Raw genomic sequence first — 14,331 nt, 5'->3', positions numbered from 1 at the left:
TTGCGCTATGACGGAAGGGTGGGGCTGTGTGATGAATGTCGCCAAGTGCCCGATTCTGACAACTTTCTCGACGAAGTTGGACAGTGTGGAGTAGTGCCTGCGGTGGTGGGGATGCCGCAAACTGAGCGCCACCGCCGCCTGCCGTCACGCAGGTAGCACGCGCTCAACCGCGCCCGCGCGCGGACTGGGTCATCGGCGGCGCTGGCCGTGACGGTCCCTGTGGACATCGAGGGGACCGCCACGGACGTCGCCGGCAGGGGACGCGAACGCGCGGTGGTGTTACGTCGCCGACGACCCCTTCGGAGCAGCCCGTACGTCAGCGGCCTGCTGAGCCGGAGACGATCTGATCGGGATTCGCGTCACTCGTGCCCGGACGGCGCGTCCTTGCGAACCTCGTCGTTGAACGTGAACATGCGCCGCCCCGGCACGAGGGGGAGGGGGTCGGCTGTGAAGCGGTGGACGCCGACGCCGAAGCCGGCCTCCGGGGGCGACACCCATGCGCGTTCGAAGCCGCGTTCTTCGAACCAGCGGCAGATCAGCGGCACCCGGTCCGGCGGCCGGCGGTGGCGGGTCCAGATGACCACCCCGCCGGTGGCGCACAGCTGGCGGCAGGTGTCGACGGTGTTCTCTATGTCCTCGTCCGTGATGTTGCCGAACACGCCGCAGACGAGGACGATCTCGGCGGGCGCCATGTCCTGGTACTGGTCGGTGAGCGCGGCGTCGGCCGTCAGCACCTCGACCTGGTCGAGTCCGAGCGATGCGACCGTTTCCGAGGCGAGTGCGGTGTTGCGCGGGTCCAGCTCGACGAGGCGGGCTCGGACGTCGTCGCGGCGGGGATGCTCGGCGAGCACCCCCAGCACGTCGCGGCCCTGGCCGGAGCAGAGGCTGATGAGCCGCAGCGGGCCAGGTGGGGACTCGTCCAGGGCGAGGCGGATGCGCTCTTGGACGACACGTAAGCGCTGGGCCATGTAGGAGCCGGGAACGTCGTACTTGTCGTGCCAGGTCAGCCAATCCATGGTCGAAGCCTACGAAAGCATCTGGCGGCGGTCTCGCGTTCTTGGCCGCCCGGACGCCCCGCCCCGCGCGGTGCGGGCGGCGGGGGATCCGGTACGCGGGACCGCCGTGCGCGAGGGGCGACCGCGAATTCGGTGCGCCGCCGATCACCGAGATCGCGCGCGGGGTCGCAGCCGCGGCCGGGAGCGGCTAAGGGGACGCGGACCAGGGTGGCTGCGGGGTGTGGCCCGGGGGAACGCGAAGCGGCGCGCCCCCGGTGAGGGCGCGCCGCGTCATATCCGCGGAGGCGGAGGATCAGCCGGTGACGAGGGTGAGGCCGTACACGCTCAGCGCCTCGTTGACCGGCTGGTGGTAGGTGGTGCCACCGTAGGTGCAGTTGCCGGACCCGCCGGAGGTCATGCCCTGCGCCTGGTTGCCGGAGATGAAGGAGCCGCCGGAGTCACCGGGCTCGGCGCACGCGCTGGTCCTGGTCAGGCCGGTGACCGTGCCCTGCGGGTAGGTGACGCTGGCGTTGTGCTGCTGGATGGTGCCGCAGCGCCAGCCGGTGGTGGAGCCGGAGCGGCAGATCGACGAGCCGACCGAGGCCTGCGTGGAGCCGCGCACGGTCACGTTGGCGCCGCCGGACCCGCGCACGTACGGGGTCACGGTGTTGCCCGGAGCGGCGACCCAGGCGTAGTCGTTGCCCGGGAAGGACGAGCCCTGGAAGGTGCCCGACGGGTTGCTCGTGGTCTGGCCGGCCCGGCCGCAGTGGCCCGCGGTGACGAAGCCGGGGGTGCTGCCGCGGGTGACCGCGAAGCCGACGCTGCACCGGCTGGAGCCGATGTAGTACGGGCTGCCGCCGATGATGTTGATGAGCGGCTTCGGCTGCTCGGTGGTCGCGGAGACGTTGACCGCGCTCTTGTCGACGCCCGCGGCGTCGGCGAGGGCCTGGGCCGCCTCGACGGTGGGCGCCTGGACGGAGACGGTGTTGGTCTTCACGTCCACGTACCACAGCGCCGCGCCCGCCCTGACCTTCTCGGGGGCCTGGTCGAGCTTGGCCATGATGCCGTTCAGCTCGGCGAGCGAGTGCTTGACGACGACGGGCTTGGCGCCGCGCGCCTCGATGGCGGGGGCCTCCGCCGGGTCGGTGGTGGCGACGTTCAGCTGGGTCGCGTCGTCGTTGAGCCAGGCGCCGCCGAAGGAGTCGTTGCCCAGCTCGGAGCTGAGGCTCTTCTCGGTGGCGGCGGCGCGCTCTTCGTTCGCCAGGCGGGTGATGACCTGGTCTTCGGAGAGGCCGAGGTCGCGTTCGAGCGCGTCGATCATCTCCGGTGGTGCGGCGGGGGAGGCCGTCTGAGGTGCCGGGTCGGCTAAGGCCGGGCTCATGGGGGTTGCCAGGCAGACGGCGACGAATAGCCCGCCTGCCAGCGCACAGCGCTTACTCAACATGTGCACTCCTCGGGTGGGGGTGCTGTCAAGTTAACGGCTGTGGCGCGCGATGTTCAGATACCGAAAGGAAACTATTTCGGTGTTATGGCTCCCATTATGGACCTATCTCACATCACATAAATGTCGTCCGAAACCTGCGGCCGGAGCCGATCTTTGGCTCCGGCCGCAGGTGGTGCCGCTCAGCCCGCTATCGGGGAGCGCGGGCGGTGAACAGGGCGATGATCAGGTACGGAAGGGCGAGCAGCGCGAACGTCGTCCCATTGGACGCGTGAGTTGACAGCCCCCCATACGCGCCATAGGTCCCCAGAGTCACGACGTTCGTGCCGAGACCGGCCACCGAGGTGACCGTGGCCCGCGCGGGCCCGCTGATGCGGTTCTGCAGCCGTACGTCGGCCAGCACCCCGGCGAGCTGGAACGCCCCGAACGCCAGCGCGACCAGTACGAACCCGACGACGTGCCTGCTGAGCGCCCCCGCCACCAGGGCGAGCGCGGCCAGGCCGAGCAGCAGCCCGTACGCTCGCGGCGGCAGCCGCTCGGCGGGCCCGGCGAGCATGCCGCCGGCCGCGACGCCCAAGGTGACGAGCAGGACCAGCAGCGGCACCGCGGCCTTGGGCACCCCGGCCTCCAGCGCGAGGTACGGGACGTACTCCTCAAGACCGCCCCAGACCGCCACCACGAAGGCGACGAGCAGCACCGCGTGCGTGACGCGCCGATCGGCCCGCGTCCGCGCGACGCCCTCGCGCAGCACGGCCAGGTACGACGGCGCCTCCGTGCGCACCCGGTGCTCGGGCAGCGTCAGGGCCGTGGCCGCGCACAGGACGCAGGCCGCCACGCTGGCCGCAGCGACCGCGGGATGGCCACCGGCGGCGAACACCGGCACGGCGAGCGCCATGGCGGCCGCGGTGGCGATCAGGCCCGCCGCGGTGGCCCGGCCGATGACCGTGGCGTAGCGATCGGCCTCGCCGCGGTGGTCGAGCTCCTCGTACGCGAGCGCCTCGTACGAACCGGACACGAGCGTCTCGCCCGTCCCCCAGAGCACGAAGCCGGCGGCGAAGGCCCAATAGGAGGGGAACAGCACCCACAGCGCGAACCCGAGCCCGCTCAGCAGCGGGCCGAGGCAGAGCAGCAGGCGGCGGGAGACGGCGTCGGCCCAGGCGCCGGACGGGATCTCCAGCAGCAGGCCGGTGACGGACCAGATGGCGAACAGGCTGGAGACCTGGGCCAGGGAGAGACCGGTATCGGTGAACAGCAGCGCGTATACCGGGTAGAGCAGGATGAATTCGCTGAGGAACGCGTACGCGTACAACGAAGCGACGAGCATGAGGCCTTCCAGGGGGCGGATCGAACGGGGCTCCGAGTGCTCGTCGGCTCGGAGGCCCGCGCGCCCCGCGCCGGCCCCTTGTGCTGGATCCGCTGCTGGATCCGCTGGTCAGGCATCAATGTCGCCAGGTCATGCCGTCGATTCTAGGCGACGGATCCGCTCGCGCCAGGGGCGTCGGCCGTAGGCGAAAAAGCGCCGTAGGCGAATAGCGGGGTCTGCGGACAACGCAGTCTGCGGACAGTGGGGTCTGCGCACAGCGAGGTCTGCGGACAACGGGGTCCGCGGGAAGCGGGGTTTACGGATAGCAGGGTTCGCGGACAGCTGGGGTCTGCGGAAAGCGACGGTCTGCGAAAACCGGAGGTCTGCGGAAAGCGACGGTCTGCGGAAACCGGAGGTCTGCGGAAAGCGACGGTCTGCGGAGAGCGGGGGAGTCGCAAACGCGCCGGGGGTCGCGAAGCCGGGAGGGTCTGCGGGGCCGGACGGCCCGTCGTGGCTGCGGAAAGCGCGGCGGTCAGGCGGAGGCGGTCTCGGGCAGCGGGATCCACTTGTGCGCCCACGTGACCAGCTCGTCGACGACGGGGCGCAGCTCCTGCCCCATTTCGGTCAGGTGGTATTCGACGCGTACGGGCGAGGTGGCGAGCACCCGTCGCTCGATGATGCCTGCGGACTCCAGCTCGCGCAGGCGCCTGGCCAGCATCGTGTCGTTGATGCCGGGGATGGCCGCCTTGATGTCGGCGTACCGGTGCGCGCCTTTGAAGATGATGCTGATCACCGCCCCTGACCAGCGCGCGCCGATGAGTTCCAGGGCGATGTGGAAGCGGGTGCAGACGGACGGAGGGCTCATGATTCCAGTGTAGCGTTTGCTCAGGAATATGTAGCTCCTCAATAATGTTGAGCAACGAAAACCCGCCTCACCAGGAGTAATGATGGAAGTCAAGCCTGTCCTGCAGGTCATCGTCGGCAGTACCAGACCGGGGCGCACGGGCCGCCCCGTGGCCGAGTGGTTCCACGGCAAGGCCGCGGCATCGGGCCTGTTCGACGTGGAGCTCGTGGACCTCGCCGAGGTGGCCCTGCCGCTGCTCGACGAGCCCAACCACCCCAGGCTGCGCCAGTACGTGAACAGCCACACCAAGGAGTGGAGCGCCACCGTGGAGCGTGGCGACGCGTACGTCTTCGTGACGCCCGAGTACAACCACAGCTTCCCCGCCTCGATCAAGAACGCCCTCGACTACCTGTGCCTGGAGTGGCAGCACAAGCCGGCCGGCTTCGTCAGCTACGGCGGCGTCTCCGGCGGCACCCGCGCCGTCACCGGCCTGCGCCACGTCGTCAGCACGATGAAGATGGTGCCCGTGCTCGAAGGCGTGATCATTCCGTTCGTCACCCAGCACCTGACCGAGGACAGGAAGCTGCGTCCCACCCCCGAGATGGAGCAGGGGGCCGACGCCATGCTGGCCGAGCTGGCCAAGCTCACCGAGCCGCTGCGCGCGATGCGGCTCGCCCACGCCTGAGCTACGCTGCCGGACGTGGCGCTGGCAGTCTGTGTGGTGGTCCGATATCGCAAGGCGGTGACGTACGGCGTGCACGCCCTGCTCGCCGCCCTGGAGACCGCGAAGGTCGAACACGAGCTACGGCTCGGCACCACCCCGGAAGAGACCGCCGAACACATCAAGGCCACGACGGCCGACCGCGTGATCACGCTCTGGTCGTTCTACTCTCCCGACGCCGAGGCCATGGCCGCCGAGCTCGCCACGGTCAAGAAGCTCAGCGACGGCCGCGGCCTGCACATCGCGGGCGGCGTCCACGCCACCGCCGAGCCCCAGCAGGTCATCGACGCCGGGTGGGACCTCGCCGGCATCGGCGAAGGGGAATCCACCATCATCTCGCTCGTCCGCGCGCTGCAGGCCGACGCGCCGCTCACCAGCGTGCCGGGTCTCGCCATCAGAGACGCCGACGGCGTCGCGCTGCGCACCAGGCCGGCGCCGCAGCTCCCGCTCGACGCGTTCCCGTCGTTCGTGGGCAGGCACGGGCCGATCGAAATCACCCGCGGCTGCCGCTACACGTGCCGTTTCTGCCAGACGCCGTTCATGTTCGGCGGCCAGTTCCGGCACCGGTCGGTGGCGAGCGTGCGCGAGCACGTGCGCTCGATGGTCGACAGAGGGCTGCGGGACGTACGGTTCATCACGCCCACCTCGCTCTCCTACGGCTCGCCAGGGCCCGACCCCGACCTCGACAAGGTCGAGGAGCTGCTGGCCGGGGTGAAGGAGGAGCTGCCGCCGCACGGCCGGGTGTTCTTCGGCAGCTTCCCGTCCGAGGTGCGGCCCGAGCACGTCACCCCGGAGGCGATGCGGCTGCTCAAGCGGTACGTCGCCAACGACAACATCATCATCGGCGCCCAGTCGGGCTCCGACAAGGTGCTGGCCGCCTCGGGACGCGGCCACGGCACCTCACCCGTGCGCGACGCCGTCAGGATCGCGGTCGAGCACGGCTTCCGGCCGAACGTCGACTTCATCTTCGGCATGCCCGGCGAGTCGCCGGAGGACCAGGCGCAGTCGCTGGCCCTGGCCGGGGAGCTGGCCGACATGGGCGCCCGCATCCACACCCACACGTTCATGCCGCTGCCCGGCACGCCGTGGCGCGACGCCGAGCCCGCGTTCATTCCGCTGAGCACGATGAGCGAGCTCGACCGGCTGGCGCAGCGCGGCGACGCGTACGGGCACTGGCGCAAGCAGGCCGAGCACGCCGCCCGCCTGGCCGAGACCGCCAAGGCCTACCCGCGCAGGACCAGACGCCGCCGCACGGGCTGACGCGCCGAGCGAAACGGGCTGCGGGCGCGTATGCGGCCGCCTTCGGCCTGTTGGCGGCCGGGCGGCGGCTGTCTTGGGCCTGTTGGCGGCCGGGCGGCGGTCGTCTTGGGCCTGTTGGCGGCCGGGCGCGCGATCGCGGAGGGCGCCGCCGGGCACCGGGCCTCACTCGCCGCGCCGGTCGGCCTCCTCGCCGCGCTCCCCGCGCTCGCCCGGCTCGATCATCGCCTGGTCGACGTGTTCCTCCAGCGACGTGAGCACCCGTTCGAACGCGTCGCCGATCGGGCGCAACGCATGGGTGACGGCGTTGACGAGCGGCCCGAAGATCTCGTTCACCTCGGTCATGAGATCGGGGCGCTTGCTCTCGGGCGGCGCCCAGCGCATGGCGTCGGCGCTCAGCGTCTCCCACTCCTCGACGACGCCGTCGATGGCGTCGACCACATGGTCAGGATCGCTTGGCATGGCCGGTTCTCCGTATGACCAGAGGGCTTATACCTCCACGGTACGTCAGGCGGGAATCGACACCCCCACGCCGCCCCTGGTCCGCGCGCCGTAGCGCCTGATGTCGGCGTCGAGGTCGAGAGGACGCACCCGCGTGCGGCCCGCCAGCGTCTCCTCGGTGAGCAGCGCGGCGGGCACCAGCCAGGACACCTCGAACTCCAGCCCGTCGGGATCGCGCGCGTACAGCGCCTTGGTGGTGCTGTGGTCGGAGGCGCCCACCAGCGCGCCCAGCTCGGCCGGCTTGGCGCGGACGCGCTCCAGCTCCTCCAGCGTGTCCACCTCCCAGGCCAGGTGGTAGAGCCCCACGCTGGTGCGGCCCGCGGGCGACGGCGCGGCGGCGGGGCCGATCTGGAACAGGCCGAGGTCGTGATCGTTGGACGAGCCCGGTGCCTGGAGGAAGGCGGCGCCCGGCATGCTCATCACCATGTCGAATCCGAGGGCTTCGCGGTAGAACGCGATGCTCGCCTCCACGTCGCGTACGTACAGGACGGCGTGGTTCAGCCGCTGGACCGGCATGGTTCGCCCCTTTCGACGGGTCCCGGACTTGAGTATATGAGCGTGCAACTAAATTGGGAGGGTGACCAGATGGCTGGATGACGATGAGCAGCGCACGTGGCGCAACTTCCTGGCCGCGACGCGGCTCGTCCACGAGGCGCTCGAGCGGCAGATGCAGCGCGACGCCGGCATGCCGCACACGTACTACGTGATCCTCGCGGTGCTGTCGGAACAGCCTGGCCGCACGATGCGCATGTCCGACCTCGCGGCCAAGGCGGGCTGCTCGCAGAGCCGCCTGTCGCACGCCGTGCGCCGCCTGGAAGAGCATGGGTGGGTGCGCCGGGAGCAGGACAGCTCCGACCGCCGCAGTCACTTCGCCGTGCTCACCGACGAGGGGTTCGCGGTGCTCGAATCCGCCGCTCCAGGCCACGTCGAGGAGGTGCGGCGCAGCCTGTTCGACGCCCTCACGCCGGAGCAGGTGCGCCGGCTGGACGAGATTTGCTCGGCCGTCAGGAACACGTTGGAGCGCTAGCGAGAAAACTGTCGGGCGGAGGTCGTAGCGTTGCCGGGTACCCGACCGAGGAGAGGCCGATGCACGACACCGAAGAGGCACTGTTCAGGGCGGTTCACGGGATCGCGGGCCGGTTCGCCGGCCAGCCCGTCCCCGTGGTGATGGACGCTTTGCTGCGCCATCTGCCCAAGGCTCCCGGCCTCGAGGTGGCGGAGATCCGGAAGATCGCCGAGGAGATCAGCGTGGGGCGCGATCCCTCCGGTCTCTGAGTCGCGGGGCGCCCGGCGGCGGGCCCTTCCGATCGCGCGATCGCGCTCGGCACGGTTGTGCGCGACCGATCACCGGGGGAGCATCGAACCATGGACAAGCCTCGCCCTGACGGTCGTGTCACGTCCGGCCCACGGACGGCCGGCCGGTGGGCGCGCGATCGGTGCGGTGACGCCGCACGGGCGCCCCTCGCCCCCGCCGAACCTGCGCATTTCTCGTTCGGGCGCGTCGCCCTCGCCGAACCCGCGTGTTCCTCGTTCGGGCGCTCCTCGTCCTCGCCGAAGCCGCGCATTCCTCGGACGGGCGTGCGGCCTTCTCACCCGCGATGTCCTGCTCTCCACCGGTCCCGATCGCGCGAGCAGGAACTCCGGCAGGGCACCGGCCGAGACCGGCGTGCACGTGTTCTCAGCCGCCGCCGGCCTGTCCGCGCGCCCCGTCTTCCGCGCCGTGTCCTGCGATGTCTTCCGTGCCGTCTCGTGCGCCGTCTTCCGCGACGGCGCCTTCACCGGCGGAAACCGTGGCGCGCGGCGACGGGTGGCTCCAGGCGTCGGCCGTACGACCGCGCCGCGGTGGCATCCGTATGCCGCGCCGGTCGCGCCGTGTGTCACCCCGGGTGCGAAGACGCCCGTGTGCCGGGCACGGCGTCGTCCGTATGCCGCGCCGCGCGAAGACGGACGTGTGCGAGGCCGGGCGAAGGCGTCCGCGCGCCGGGGCGGGCGCGGGGGCGCGGCGCCCACGCTCGATTACGGCGAGACGCCGGTCGGCCGCGGCGAGGCGCGGGCCGGTGGCGGTGAGGCGCTGGTCCGTTGTGGCGAGAGGCTGGTCGGTCGTGGCGAGGCGCGGGCCGGTGGCGGTGAGGCGCTGGTCCGTTGTGGCGAGAGGCCGGTCGGTCGCGTGGGCGGTGACATCGTTATCGTGGCAGATGCCGCCCGCGGCTACCATTTCACGCATCTCACCCAGCTTGCGCTGGAGCACTTGTTAGGAGTTCGTGGGTGACGCTGGTCGCAGGGGTCGATTCCTCCACGCAGAGTTGCAAGGTCGTCATTCGAGACGCGGACACCGGTGAGCTGGTGCGGCAGGGCCGAGCCCCCCACCCCGCCGGTACGGAAGTACATCCGTCCCATTGGTGGACGGCGCTGTTGCAGGCCATCGACGAGGCCGGCGGGCTGGACGGCGTGTCCGCCATCAGCGTGGGCGGGCAGCAGCACGGCATGGTGTGCCTGGACGAGTCCGGGCAGGTCGTGCGCGAGGCGCTGCTGTGGAACGACACCCGCTCCGCGCAGGCCGCCGACGACCTGATCGCCGAGCTGGGCGGGCCGCAGGCGTGGGCCGAGGCGGTCGGGTCGGTGCCCGTCGCCTCGTTCACCGTCACCAAGCTGCGCTGGCTGGCCCAGAACGAGCCGGACAGCGTGGCGCGCACCGCCGCCGTGTGCCTGCCGCACGACTGGCTCACCTGGCGGCTCATCGGGGCGCTGGAGAGCGGGCCGTTCTCGGTGGAGGCCTGGGCCGACGCGCCCACGCCGTCGCTCGACAGGCTCGTCACCGACCGGGGCGACGCCTCGGGCACCGGCTACTGGTCGCCCGCGACGGGGACGTACCGCACGGACCTGCTCAAGGCCGCGCTCGGCACGGTGCCGAAGCTGCCGCGCGTGCTCGGGCCCGCCGAGGCCGCGAACGAGGGCCCGATCCTGGTCGGTCCGGGCACCGGCGACAACATGGCGGCCGCGCTGGGCGTGGGCGCGCGCTCGGGCGACGTCGTGGTCTCGCTCGGCACCTCCGGCACGGTGTTCGCGGTCTCCGAGACGCCGAGCGCCGACCCGGAGGGCCTGGTCGCCGGGTTCGCCGACGCGACCGGGCGGTTCCTGCCGCTGGTCTGCACGCTCAACGCCGCCCGCGTCATGGACGCCGCGGCCCGCATCACCGGCGTCTCGCTCGACGAGCTGAGCGAGCTCGCGCTCCAGGCGCCGCCGGGGGCCGACGGGCTGACGCTGGTGCCGTACCTGGAGGGCGAGCGCACGCCCAACAGGCCCACCGCCACCGGCTCCATCCACGGGCTGACGCTGGCCACCTCGACGCCCGCGCACCTGGCGCGGGCGGCCATCGAGGGCATGCTGTGCGGGCTCGCCGACGCGCTCGACGCGCTCGCCATGCGGCCGGAGCGCGTGCTGCTCATCGGCGGCGCGGCGCGCTCCGAGGCGGTGCGGCGCATCGCGCCGACGGTGTTCGGGCTGCCGATCACCGTGCCGCCGCCGGCCGAGTACGTCGCCGACGGCGCCGCGTACCAGGCGGCCACGCTCGTCACGGAGCCGCCGGACTGGAGCACGGGGGAGGCGCGGACGTACACCGGCGACCCCGTCCCGTCGCTGCGCGAGCGCTACCACCGCGCCACCGGCCACATCCTGGACTGATCGCGATTTCCTGACGCCCCTGCCGGCATGCGCCGCCGGCGGGGGCGCCGTATTTCCGGGTACGGGGCCGGGATTTTCGGTGATCGGATTTTTCCGACCCGTAAATGATCATTAGGGGGGTTCAGGGGTGGTCACTAGGGGTCGGGTCAGGGGTGGATAGGGGTAAAGGCCCGATGTGTACATCCCCGCTCCGGCGAAAGAGTGGGGTGCATGACCGCAGCAGTGAAGAGGCTCAGCCCCTGGATCGCCTGTGCGGCGATCCTGTTCTCGGTGGTGGCCGTGGTGGCGGGGCAGCTCGTCCCCGATCAGCGGCTCGACCTCGTGAACATCACGGTCAGCGAGTACGCCGTGGCCGACCGCGGGGGCGTCACGGAGACCGCGATGGCCGTGCTGGGCATCGGGTCGCTTGCGCTGCTGCTGGGCCTGCGGGCGTCGGGGGCGCCCGTACGGGGGTGGCCCGAGCGGTTGCTGATGGTGTGGTCGGGCGCCCTGGTGGTGGCCGCGGCCGTCCCGACCACACCCATCGGCCAGGACCTCGACCTGACGGCGCAGATCCACCGGTGCGCGTCCGTGGCGGCGTTCGTGAGCCTCCCGGCCGCCGGTGCGCTGCTGGTGCCCAGGCTGGCCTCAGACGCCCGCTGGAAGCCCGTGGCGCGGGCGGTGGAGTGGGTGTCGCTGGCCGGGGGGTTCGGGCTGCTGGCGATCACCTACGTGGCGCTGCCGGGCGAGCGGGTCATGATCGGTCTCGTGGAGCGGCTGTTGCTGGGCGCGGAGGTGGCGCTGCTCGCCGTACTGGCCGGTCGGCTGCTGGTGCTGACGTGGCAGCGGAGCACTCGCAAGGCGATAAATTTCCCGACATATCACGGATTTATCGCTAGTCGATCTTAAAACCATGTGTTTCGATGCTATTCTCTCCCGCGATCTTCTATCCGGGAGCAGGTGTCATGGCATCGGGCAGATCCATCCGATTCAAGATCTCGACGCTGCTCGTCGTTCCTTTGGTCTCCCTGGTAGCGCTGTGGGGCTTCGCCGCGAGCACCACGGTCGGCGAGGCGCTCAACCTGCTCAAGGTCGAGACCATCTGGACGGGTGTGATCAACCACGCGGACTGGCTGATCGCCGACCTCCAGACCGAGCGGCTGGAGACGGCCGAGCGCCTGGCCGGATCCGGCGGTGACGAGGACGCCATCGCCAAGGCCCGCGCCAAGGTGGACGACCGCGTCAAGAACTTCCGCCAGGCCGCCATGTCCGACGACACGCAGTCGGCGCTGACCGAGGACATGAAGACCCAGCTCTCGACCGTCTTCGAGACGATCGACCGCTTGCCCGACATCCGCCGCAAGGCCGACGACCGCCGCTTCACCCCGAGCACCCTGGTCACCGAGTACGCCAGGATCTCCGACGAGATCCACCTCCTCTACTCCCGCCTGACCGTCAGCACCGACCTGGAGCTCGCGCTCCAGGCCCAGGGCCTGATCGCCGCCGACCAGGCCCGCGAGCTGCTGTCCAGGGAGCACGCCCTGGTCATCGCCTCCAAGGGCAAGGCGGGCATGCACGACGTGCACATGCTGGCCAGCCTCGACGGCGCCAGGAAGTACGAGTTCCCCAAGGCCCTGGCCAACCTCGACACCGAGCTGCGGGCGCCGTTCGAGAAGCTCTACTACAGCTCCCGCTACGTCACCATGGAGAACCTCCTGGAGGCGTACATCAACGGTCAGCCCATGGACCTCGACCTGTGGCGGGGCATCTCCGACCAGGTGCGCGGCGAGTACCGCCAGGCGATCGCCAACACCGGCAACAAGCTGCTGGCCCGCATGGAGCCCGCGGGCGTCGCGGTCCTGGTGCGGGCCGGCGTCGCGGGCGCGCTCGGCCTGATCGCGGTCGTCTTCTCCATCGTCATCTCGGTGCGGGTCGGCCGCAGGCTCGCCCGCGAGCTGGGCGCGCTGCGCCGTACCGCGCTCGACCTCGCGGAGATCAGGCTCCCGGACGTCGTCGCCAAGCTCCGCAAGGGCGACGACGTCGACATCGCGACCGAGGCGCCGCCGATCACCGTGGGCGAGAAGGCGACCAGCGAGGTCAAGGACCTCGCGGCGGCCTTCGACAGCGTGCAGAGCACCGCCGTGGACGCCGCCGTCGAGCAGGCCAGGCTGCGCGAGGGCATCGCCGAGGCGCTGCGCAACCTGGCACGGCGCAGCCAGTCGCTGCTGCAGCGCCAGCTCAAGCTGCTGGACGAGATGCAGCGCGAGACCGAGGAGCCGGAAGCACTCGAGCGGCTGTTCAAGATCGACCACCTCACCACCCGCATGCGCCGCCACGCCGAGGGCCTGGTGCTGCTGTCGGGCGGCTCGGCGGGCCGCAGGTGGCGCGGCCCCATCCCGATCGAGGACGTGCTCAGCGGCGCCGCCGCCCAGGTGGAGGAGTACACGCGGGTGCGCGTCTACCCGATGCCGGAGTGCGGCGTCTCCGGCGCGGCCGTGGCCGACCTCATGCACCTGTTCGCCGAGCTGATCGAGAACGCCACCTCCTTCTCCTCACCGAACAACGAGGTCTCGGTGCACGGCGAGATGGTCGGCAGAGGCTTCGCCGTCGAGATCGAAGACCGCGGCCTCGGCATGGACGAGGAGACCCGCAGGGCCATCAACGCCCGCCTGGCCAGCCCGCCGGAGTTCGACCCCTCCCAGACCGAGCGGCTCGGCTTCGCCGTCGTGGGCATGCTGGCGGCCAGGCACGGAGTGAAGGTCACGCTCAAGCCGTCGCCGTACGGAGGCACCACCGCGATCGTGCTCGTGCCCGCCTCGCTGGTGGAGCCGCTCGCGCCGCCCGCGCCGCCGGAGCCCGAGCCGGTCCCGGTGTCGGTGGTCAGGTCGGAGCCCACCGGGCCTGGCGGGCTGCCGCGCCGCATCCGTACGAGCAAGCGCAACAACGCCGGGGCGGTGCTGCCGAAGCAGGCGCCGCCCCAGGACGACCCGCCACCCCAGCAGCTGCCGCGCCGTGAGCGCACCACGGGGCTGCCGCAGCGGCAGCGGCTGAGGCGGGCTCCTGAGCCCGGCAACGGCCAGACGCGGGCTCAGGGACCGGCTCAGGGGCCGGCTCCGGCCGCTGAGGAGCGCTCGCCTGAGGAGGCCAGGGCGCTGCTCTCCTCGCTCCAGTCGGGCTGGCAGCGCGGCCGGCAGGAAAGCGAGCAGGATGGGGGATCTCGATCGTGAGCCGCGAGCACGAGTGGGTTGACGAGGAGGCGGGGCCCGTCGTGCGGCCGTACGCGGTCGCGCGCGGACGCACCAGGCCCGCCTCCGCCGAGGTCGACTTGCTGGCGACCGTCGTGCTGACGGGGGCGCCCGCCCCGGCCAAGGCCGAGCTGAGCGCACAGCACCGGCGGCTGCTGGGCTGCGTGTCGGGTCACAACAAGCCGGTCGCCGAGATCGCCTCGGATCTCGGCCTGCCCGTCGGTGTCGTCCGGGTGCTGATCGGCGACCTGCTCGAACACAACCTGGTCACGGTGCGCCCGCCGCGCGACAAGGCCGCCACCCCGTCGGAGAGCCTGCTCCGCGAGGTGATCAACGGCCTGCGTGCCCTGTAGCGGGTCAGGGG

At 71.3% G+C, this 14,331-nt stretch carries 15 protein-coding genes; 8 read left to right on the top strand and 7 right to left on the bottom strand.

Going from position 1 to position 14,331, the window contains the following annotated elements; all coding sequences use genetic code 11:
• Window positions 1–359 precede the first annotated feature (359 nt).
• The 4 genes from ACGFIM_RS17365 to ACGFIM_RS17350 form a co-directional block, all read right to left on the bottom strand.
• Window positions 360–1,016 (bottom strand): class I SAM-dependent methyltransferase family protein, encoded by a 657-nt coding sequence (locus ACGFIM_RS17365; protein ID WP_393201167.1) that lies wholly within the window; start codon window positions 1,014–1,016, stop codon window positions 360–362.
• A gap of 292 nt (window positions 1,017–1,308) precedes the next feature.
• Window positions 1,309–2,376, bottom strand: coding sequence for a S1 family peptidase (locus ACGFIM_RS17360; protein ID WP_393201164.1), 1,068 nt, complete (start codon window positions 2,374–2,376; stop codon window positions 1,309–1,311).
• Window positions 2,377–2,626: 250 nt separating this feature from the next.
• Window positions 2,627–3,760, bottom strand: coding sequence for an MFS transporter (locus ACGFIM_RS17355; RefSeq protein WP_393201161.1), 1,134 nt, complete (start codon window positions 3,758–3,760; stop codon window positions 2,627–2,629).
• Window positions 3,761–4,271: 511 nt separating this feature from the next.
• Window positions 4,272–4,604 (bottom strand): winged helix-turn-helix transcriptional regulator, encoded by a 333-nt coding sequence (locus ACGFIM_RS17350; RefSeq protein WP_393201158.1) that lies wholly within the window; start codon window positions 4,602–4,604, stop codon window positions 4,272–4,274.
• Between the two features lie 82 nt (window positions 4,605–4,686).
• Between ACGFIM_RS17350 and ACGFIM_RS17345 the strand changes: the two genes are divergently transcribed.
• Window positions 4,687–5,268: an NADPH-dependent FMN reductase gene (locus ACGFIM_RS17345; RefSeq protein ID WP_393201155.1), complete on the top strand. Its 582-nt coding sequence runs from the start codon at window positions 4,687–4,689 to the stop codon at window positions 5,266–5,268.
• A gap of 15 nt (window positions 5,269–5,283) precedes the next feature.
• A complete protein-coding gene (locus ACGFIM_RS17340) occupies window positions 5,284–6,564 on the top strand; it encodes a TIGR04013 family B12-binding domain/radical SAM domain-containing protein (protein ID WP_393201152.1) in 1,281 nt (426 codons plus the stop codon).
• A gap of 162 nt (window positions 6,565–6,726) precedes the next feature.
• On the opposite strand, the gene ACGFIM_RS17335 is transcribed toward ACGFIM_RS17340, so the two are convergent.
• Window positions 6,727–7,023 carry a hypothetical protein gene (locus ACGFIM_RS17335; protein WP_393201149.1) on the bottom strand — a complete coding sequence of 99 codons (297 nt, stop codon included), beginning with the start codon at window positions 7,021–7,023 and terminating at the stop codon, window positions 6,727–6,729.
• Window positions 7,024–7,068: 45 nt separating this feature from the next.
• Complete coding sequence (locus ACGFIM_RS17330) at window positions 7,069–7,578, bottom strand: VOC family protein (RefSeq protein ID WP_393201146.1); 510 nt, start codon at window positions 7,576–7,578, stop codon at window positions 7,069–7,071.
• A gap of 61 nt (window positions 7,579–7,639) precedes the next feature.
• Between ACGFIM_RS17330 and ACGFIM_RS17325 the strand changes: the two genes are divergently transcribed.
• Together ACGFIM_RS17325 and ACGFIM_RS17320 are read left to right on the top strand one after the other, a co-directional pair.
• Complete coding sequence (locus tag ACGFIM_RS17325) at window positions 7,640–8,089, top strand: MarR family winged helix-turn-helix transcriptional regulator (RefSeq protein ID WP_393201143.1); 450 nt, start codon at window positions 7,640–7,642, stop codon at window positions 8,087–8,089.
• Between the two features lie 59 nt (window positions 8,090–8,148).
• The gene (locus tag ACGFIM_RS17320; RefSeq protein ID WP_043619667.1) at window positions 8,149–8,337 is read left to right on the top strand and encodes a hypothetical protein; all 189 of its coding nucleotides are present in this window, start codon (window positions 8,149–8,151) and stop codon (window positions 8,335–8,337) included.
• Window positions 8,338–8,740: 403 nt separating this feature from the next.
• On the opposite strand, the gene ACGFIM_RS17315 is transcribed toward ACGFIM_RS17320, so the two are convergent.
• Entirely contained in the window at window positions 8,741–9,310 is a 570-nt protein-coding gene (locus ACGFIM_RS17315) for a hypothetical protein (RefSeq protein WP_393201140.1), read from the bottom strand.
• A gap of 17 nt (window positions 9,311–9,327) precedes the next feature.
• Between ACGFIM_RS17315 and ACGFIM_RS17310 the strand changes: the two genes are divergently transcribed.
• The 4 genes from ACGFIM_RS17310 to ACGFIM_RS17295 all read left to right on the top strand — a co-directional run bounded on the left by ACGFIM_RS17310 (window position 9,328) and on the right by ACGFIM_RS17295 (window position 14,320).
• A complete protein-coding gene (locus ACGFIM_RS17310) occupies window positions 9,328–10,743 on the top strand; it encodes a xylulokinase (RefSeq protein ID WP_393201137.1) in 1,416 nt (471 codons plus the stop codon).
• Window positions 10,744–10,953: 210 nt separating this feature from the next.
• Complete coding sequence (locus ACGFIM_RS17305) at window positions 10,954–11,631, top strand: DUF998 domain-containing protein (RefSeq protein WP_393201134.1); 678 nt, start codon at window positions 10,954–10,956, stop codon at window positions 11,629–11,631.
• Window positions 11,632–11,687: 56 nt separating this feature from the next.
• Window positions 11,688–13,949 carry a nitrate- and nitrite sensing domain-containing protein gene (locus ACGFIM_RS17300; protein ID WP_393201131.1) on the top strand — a complete coding sequence of 754 codons (2,262 nt, stop codon included), beginning with the start codon at window positions 11,688–11,690 and terminating at the stop codon, window positions 13,947–13,949.
• Complete coding sequence (locus tag ACGFIM_RS17295; RefSeq protein WP_393201128.1) at window positions 13,946–14,320, top strand: DUF742 domain-containing protein; 375 nt, start codon at window positions 13,946–13,948, stop codon at window positions 14,318–14,320. The genes ACGFIM_RS17300 and ACGFIM_RS17295 overlap by 4 nt, the downstream gene beginning before the upstream one ends.
• Window positions 14,321–14,331 lie beyond the last annotated feature (11 nt).

Origin of the sequence: Nonomuraea sp. NPDC049309, from assembly GCF_043196965.1 — a bacterium.
GTDB lineage: Bacteria > Actinomycetota > Actinomycetes > Streptosporangiales > Streptosporangiaceae > Nonomuraea > Nonomuraea fastidiosa.
The sequence above is the reverse complement of the archived record's forward strand: the minus strand, read 5'-3'. Positions and strand labels throughout refer to the sequence as shown.